This is a genomic window from Salinivibrio socompensis S35 (genome assembly GCF_000513715.1).
Lineage (GTDB): Bacteria > Pseudomonadota > Gammaproteobacteria > Enterobacterales > Vibrionaceae > Salinivibrio > Salinivibrio socompensis.
The window spans coordinates 1-5,877 of record NZ_AQOD01000059.1 but is presented as its reverse complement, the minus strand read 5'-3'; the positions used below and the strand labels follow the sequence as shown (position 1 = coordinate 5,877).

The 5,877-nt window shown below is 46.6% G+C and carries 8 protein-coding genes; 2 read left to right on the top strand and 6 right to left on the bottom strand.

Annotated features, from left to right (window positions below; translation table 11 throughout):
- Positions 1–1,078 precede the first annotated feature (1,078 nt).
- Positions 1,079–2,509 (top strand): PTS glucose transporter subunit IIBC, encoded by a 1,431-nt coding sequence (ptsG, locus tag DZ54_RS0107520; protein ID WP_025673630.1) that lies wholly within the window; start codon positions 1,079–1,081, stop codon positions 2,507–2,509.
- Positions 2,510–2,582: 73 nt separating this feature from the next.
- Here the strand turns inward: ptsG and DZ54_RS0107515 are convergent, their stop codons facing one another.
- The 6 genes from DZ54_RS0107515 to DZ54_RS0107500 form a co-directional block, all read right to left on the bottom strand.
- Positions 2,583–3,488: a LysO family transporter gene (locus DZ54_RS0107515; RefSeq protein ID WP_025673629.1), complete on the bottom strand. Its 906-nt coding sequence runs from the start codon at positions 3,486–3,488 to the stop codon at positions 2,583–2,585.
- Positions 3,489–3,637: 149 nt separating this feature from the next.
- Positions 3,638–3,802, bottom strand: a complete 165-nt coding sequence (locus tag DZ54_RS25920; protein ID WP_240473938.1) for a hypothetical protein — start codon at positions 3,800–3,802, stop codon at positions 3,638–3,640.
- Positions 3,803–3,822: 20 nt separating this feature from the next.
- Entirely contained in the window at positions 3,823–4,260 is a 438-nt protein-coding gene (locus tag DZ54_RS26710) for an HDOD domain-containing protein (protein WP_276201992.1), read from the bottom strand.
- Positions 4,230–4,559: an HDOD domain-containing protein gene (locus DZ54_RS26705; RefSeq protein ID WP_240472795.1), complete on the bottom strand. Its 330-nt coding sequence runs from the start codon at positions 4,557–4,559 to the stop codon at positions 4,230–4,232. The genes DZ54_RS26710 and DZ54_RS26705 overlap by 31 nt, the downstream gene beginning before the upstream one ends.
- Positions 4,560–4,685: 126 nt before the next feature.
- A complete protein-coding gene (locus DZ54_RS24780; RefSeq protein WP_128080479.1) occupies positions 4,686–4,943 on the bottom strand; it encodes a hypothetical protein in 258 nt (85 codons plus the stop codon).
- Positions 4,904–5,230, bottom strand: coding sequence for a hypothetical protein (locus DZ54_RS0107500; RefSeq protein WP_025673628.1), 327 nt, complete (start codon positions 5,228–5,230; stop codon positions 4,904–4,906). The genes DZ54_RS24780 and DZ54_RS0107500 overlap by 40 nt, the downstream gene beginning before the upstream one ends.
- A 349-nt stretch (positions 5,231–5,579) precedes the next feature.
- Here DZ54_RS0107500 and DZ54_RS19960 point away from each other — a divergent pair, with 349 nt between their 5' ends.
- On the top strand, positions 5,580–5,783 hold the full coding sequence (locus DZ54_RS19960) for a TfoX/Sxy family protein (RefSeq protein ID WP_025673627.1): 204 nt from the start codon (positions 5,580–5,582) through the stop codon (positions 5,781–5,783).
- Positions 5,784–5,877: the final 94 nt, after the last annotated feature.

Genomic DNA, 5,877 nt, shown 5'->3' with positions numbered 1-5,877 from the left:
TGCCACTACGAAGYGCTTCTAGGGCAGCTTCCATATCGAGTTCTATTTTCTTGTCGGTCATGTATCATTCCTCTTTCGACCATTCTAACGAAATGACACAGAATTCTGAACACTACCAAAAAAGTGGGGATCCCTCAGAACTAGACTGGCAGACTTCTTGTTCACACCGGTAACAACCAGTTACACGCATTTTCAAGCGACGAAGTGAGTATTGATAGCCAGGTTACAACGATACACTGTCGCCTCTCGATTATTGAGATCGCGACCATGTACGAGCGCGCATTTCCGTTGAGGCAGGTGTTTACTGAGAATGAAAGCGCTTTTCTATCCCAGTTGGTTAGGGTAGAGGGCAATTACTCTTTGTTTGTAAGTACTGACAAGCTCAAGGATGTTTTGCATGGCATCAGGCAATCAGCGCAGAGCTATCTATCACAACTAGAGAGCGAATCGTCAACTTGTTTCTGAATTATCTTGCGTTGTTAAAGGTAGTTATAGGGTAAGCTCTTAGAATTGGCTGGGTGTGTATGCAGAGTGGCTATGGGGGCTAAATTTGTGGATTTTTGAGGTGGTATTTTTGGGAGAAAATGGGACACAAATGGGACACCTTGTATAAATGGGGCACGATTTGGGACACTTTTTGGGGGGCTGATAGGAGTAATAAGGATTTGCATTACGACGATAAGAGATTGAAAATATAGAGAAACCCCTGTTTGTAACGTTGTTGTGGTTAAGGAGATGTTTCGTTACGTGAAATAACTTTGCAATTTTTAAAGGTGAGTTTTTTTTATCACCCGTTCTCGATGATTCACATAGAAAAAATAGCTTATTATTAGTAACTTAAATCAATTTTTACTATTTTTTTCGCCAATCCTATTTGTGATCTATATTTACTTTTTAATCAGTAAAGTCGTCACGAATAGGCAAGGTACTGATTACCCCCTTATAGTTTGGGTGAGTTCAATAATCACAAATCGTTTGTTCTCTGGGCACCTATCGTATCGCGTGACCGCTTGCGGGGAATCGAAAGGCTCGTCTTCAGAGACACAATTGTTAAACGTCCTTGTCAGGAGCAAGAACTATGTCAAAAAACCTCTTTGCGAATCTGCAAAAAGTCGGTAAGGCGCTGATGCTTCCAGTATCTGTGCTGCCGGTAGCAGGTATACTGTTGGGTGTTGGTGCGGCCAACTTTAGCTGGATGCCAGACATCATTTCTCACATGATGGAACAAGCTGGTGGGTCGGTGTTTGGTCAAATGGCCTTGCTTTTCGCGGTCGGTGTGGCACTTGGTTTCACCAACAATGATGGCGTATCGGGCCTATCTGCCATTGTCGGTTACGGCATCATGGTAGCCACGCTAGATGTGATGGCACCAGTGATGGGTGCAGACGAAATCAAGACAGGTGTGCTTGGTGGTATTCTCGCCGGTGGTGTTGCAGCGTGGACGTTTAATCGCTTCTATACGATTCAGCTGCCAGATTACCTCGGCTTCTTTGCCGGTAAACGGTCTGTGCCAATTATCACCGGCTTTATCTCTATTGCTCTGGGTGTGATCCTATCTGTGATCTGGCCGCCAGTAGGCAGTGCGATTGCCACTTTCTCTCACTGGGCCGCAGAGCAAAACCCTGTTACTGCCTTTGGTATCTACGGTGTGGTAGAGCGTGCATTGATCCCATTTGGTCTGCACCACATCTGGAACGTGCCTTTCTTCTATGAAGCAGGTAGCTGTGTTAACAACGCCGGTGAGCAAGTCAACGGTATCATGACGTGCTTCTTGACCGCCAATGACGTGACACGTGAAGCCGGTAATGGCTTTGGTCAGCTAGCCGGTGGTTATCTGTTCAAAATGTTTGGCCTGCCTGCTGCTGCATTTGCGATTGCGCACTCAGCGAAGCCAGAGAACCGTGCCAAAATCATGGGTATTATGGCATCTGCAGCGCTGACATCGTTCCTGACGGGTATCACTGAACCTATCGAGTTCTCGTTCCTGTTCATCGCACCTGTACTTTACGGTATTCACGCTATCATGGCGGGTGTCGCTTACGTGCTGACCAACGCACTGGGCGTCGTTCACGGTCATACGTTCTCGAATGGTTTCATTGACTTTATCGTACAGATGCCACGTGCTGAGAATGTAACGACTCTGGTACTACTCGGCCTTGGTTACGGTGTGTTGTACTACATTGTCTTCCGCGTCGTGATTCGTGCCCTTGACCTGAAAACCCCAGGTCGTGAAGACGAAGCCGTGGCGGATGTATCAACCGCGACAGGTTCTGAGCTGGCGGGTGACTTGGTTGCTGCGTTCGGTGGTAAAGATAACATCACTGCTTTAGACGCATGTATTACACGTCTGCGTGTCTCGGTAGCGGATACTGACATCGTTGACGAAGCAGCGCTGAAACATCTGGGTGCAGCGGGTGTTGTTAAAGTATCGGGTGGTGTGCAAGCTATCTTTGGTACTAAGTCAGACAACCTACGTACTGAAATGGACAACTGGATGCGCGCGCAGTAAGCGTTAACCAGTGTTCATGATGCAAAAGGGGTAGCCGGGCGCTACCCCTTTTTTGATCCAACCGGCTTAGTGATTAACCGCCTAAAGAAAGAAAAAAGAGCATAAGAACAGGAACCAGGAGGCTGAGAATAAAGCCACTGACAATGGCAATGGGCACACACCGGATCCCGCCTGTGCTTTGAATAATCGGTAAGGTAAAGTCCATCGCAGTTGCGCCGCCGTAACCAATTGCAGTGAGCGGATAGCGACGAATCAACATTGGGATAATCATAATCGCCACCAGTTCTCGCCCTAATTCGAGAATGAACGATGCGCCCCCATACACAGGACCTAAGCCATCGCCCATGAGAATGCCGGCTAACGAATACCAACCAAATCCAGAGGCCATCGCCAAGCCATGATGATAAGGAATATCTAACCACCAGGCTGCCAGTAATCCTCCAGGTAAAGACGTTGCAACCACAAGCGCGGCAATCATCAATCCACTTTTATTGAGTATGATTTGCTTTAACGTCATACCACTATTGCGTAACTGGATGCCAATGAGCAATAGCAACAGTAATAAGATGCCCTCACTGGCGGTATCGACCCAAGATAGATCTTGCTGCCACAATAAGCCGACGATTAACCCTGTGGCGACCGCCGCGATCAGTTTTCCCGATTCAGACATCATGCCACGTAACGTCAGCTTATATTGATGCCCATGAGTGTGTGTTGGCAGCCATTTATCGAGTATCGGCAGGGCTAACAGGTTGGCGGCCCCAATACAAATGAAGAAAGTAAGCGCAAAATACAAAATGGTAGAGATATGTTGGCCGAGGTTGTCGAGGCCAGCGAGGCTAAGCCCCATGAGTACCAAGATAACCATGACTAATCGCATGGTCAGTGTGTTCACGGCATGAATATAGCGGGGCTGCTTGAGTGGGATCAAGTAGCCAACGATAAGTGGCGCGAAGATAAATAACATCCCTGAAAACATTAGATGATGCTCGGTGTTAAGAAAGGGAGTTTGAGGTTATCAATCAGTTAATAGGCAGGTCAATGTAATCAGACCAGAGTGACTCGTGCCTTGAACATCAGAGCCACTATGGTTGCTTACTCGCGGGATTTATATGAGACGTTTGCGCCCTAGATACTCGTCGCGTCGATAACATGATTGAGTTGGCGTGAAAACTCACCATCATCCAAGTTTGAAAGCTCGTACAAGGCTTCGGCACCTGGGGCCGTTATTTCCACCTCATGCTCTTCAATCGCGTCATCATGGTTACGAAACATCAACAAATGGTTCGCCATTCTTGCCACGTCCAGGTAGGTCACTTCAGGCGCGGTTGGGTATATAGCTTGTTATTGATAGCCACTTCTATGAAATCGCGATCAAAGGCCCATTGTTTAAGGACTAATCGACTACAGTCACCGGCGAGTGCGAAAAAGACCTGTTCAGCGATATCAAATTGCAGGTAATGGCCTTCATGAATAAAACGTTGGAACTCACCAATCACACTGTATAAACCGATATCGGCCAGTAAACCCACAATTAGCGCTTTTTCTGGCTCGACCGAAAGGGGCTCATCACAATAACGTCTGATGGTTTGGGTCACCAACGCCATTGCTGCGGCAAATTCACGCGACTTCTGTGCACTTTGCTTCAAAAGAGCGTTGCAGTCGCGAGAAAACGTTGCATCGCTTTTTAATTGGTGAATAGCCGCTGCGGTGATAATGCCTAATACACGGTCAACGCCGAGGCGTGACACCGCGGTTTGAATGTCTTTACATTGCCCGGTTGCCTTGGTGCAAACAATGCTGAATTCGCCGCTTTGAGCACTGCGCCGCATAAGCTTGGGTCTTCCATTAATAGGTTGGCAATATCCCGCATGGTGGTTTCAGGCTGCTTGCTGGCGTGTTGTATAGACAGAATTGCATCCGGTAAAGGGGGAAGAGAGAGGCGGTTAACACGAACGGTTTCCACCGCGCGTTTATAAAATTCGGTCTCGAGGGAGCGCAAATATTTATCGCGATCCGGTGAGACCCAGAAAAATGAAAGATGATCCATAAGTCCCAATAGTGTTTTGTCACCAGACGGCATGGTAATGCGACCAAACGCAGAATAGAACCGCCTTTGCTCGAATCAGTGAGCCTGATTGCGTCTTTGGTGATGGTTTAAACAGTAAACTAGCGCCTATTCGGGATCGATAAGCGGGTAACGGAATAGTTTATCAATAAATTCGGCGACGAATAAGGCGTTAGGCTGTGAAAGTAACAATTGCTTTTGTTTGACCTCAATGGGCAGAAGCTCCAACCAACGCAAGCATACCCAGCAGATATTGTCATAGCGGGTTAGTTGATAATGTTCATGTAATCCGGGATTGGAACGGTAGTATTGTTTTAGCTTGTCACTCAGGTACTGATAGGACTCAGGGACGTTTGATGTCGCCATCTTGGTAACGGAACATGACGTGCTAAGTTTATTTCCCCTTCACCCATTTCGATGGTTTCTACTTTAACACTCTCAATGCCTTGTAACGTTAGTGCAATCTGCTGGGGTCGATGGCGATTAAAGTCCGCCACTTGGCAGAGTGTCACAATCGGTGAAATCGCTGCCGGACGTTGTTCGGCTCGGGCCTGAGTGTTTGATTCGCCTAAGTCTCTCATGGCCACAAGTAACCGTGGCGGCTCGCCTGCCTGTGATAGCGCGTCTAAGTAGAGAAAGCTCAGACACGACATACGTGTTCACGCCATCCGGTAGCAAATGGTTGGCCTCAATCAATAAAGGGTGTATCGACATGCCGGCTCCCTACCCATGATTGTCTTACTCCTAATTTAGCGCACTCTGTCGCGAGGGATAAAGCTTTCTTGTATAGAAGGCTTTTTTAATCTGAAAAAAATACTTGTCATAAATGCGACATATTCCACAATACCCACATGGTCTTTATAGTGATGAGTGATCACATGCATAGTATTTCATAGCAAATTAATGCACTCTTCGTTGCACAAATAAACATGCAGAATAACTAACTTATCAGTCAAAAATGCTATTACCGTTTTGTTCTATAGCGATGAGGAGGAGCCCTTGATGAAACATCAATTAAAAACCCAAGTAACTTGTTTTTTAAACACGTTTGGCGAGATGGAACAACGCTCAATGTTTGGTGGTACTGGGTTTTTCTATCAGGATGCGATGTTTGCGTTACTCACGGATAAAAGATTTTATCTTCGTGGTGGCGGCATAGTGACAGAGGCGTTAGTTGAAAAAGGGTGTAAAAAATTGTTCACGTGAAAAAAGCTCGTCGGAACGGTTGTGGCGAATTTATTAATTGACATTACCACCCTCTATAACCTGACTGACGATATTGAATTCGACGTTGGTTAAA

What these genes read in the sequence shown, in the direction of transcription:
- ptsG (WP_025673630.1), top strand. Translation starts at nt 1,079, where the DNA reads ATGTCAAAAAACCTCTTTGCGAATCTGCAAAAAGTCGGTAAGGCGCTG.
- DZ54_RS0107515 (WP_025673629.1), bottom strand. Translation starts at nt 3,488, where the DNA reads ATGTTTTCAGGGATGTTATTTATCTTCGCGCCACTTATCGTTGGCTAC.
- DZ54_RS25920 (WP_240473938.1), bottom strand. Translation starts at nt 3,802, where the DNA reads ATGGCGAACCATTTGTTGATGTTTCGTAACCATGATGACGCGATTGAA.
- DZ54_RS26705 (WP_240472795.1), bottom strand. Translation starts at nt 4,559, where the DNA reads ATGGATCATCTTTCATTTTTCTGGGTCTCACCGGATCGCGATAAATAT.
- DZ54_RS24780 (WP_128080479.1), bottom strand. Translation starts at nt 4,943, where the DNA reads ATGGCGACATCAAACGTCCCTGAGTCCTATCAGTACCTGAGTGACAAG.
- DZ54_RS0107500 (WP_025673628.1), bottom strand. Translation starts at nt 5,230, where the DNA reads ATGTCGTGTCTGAGCTTTCTCTACTTAGACGCGCTATCACAGGCAGGC.
- DZ54_RS19960 (WP_025673627.1), top strand. Translation starts at nt 5,580, where the DNA reads ATGAAACATCAATTAAAAACCCAAGTAACTTGTTTTTTAAACACGTTT.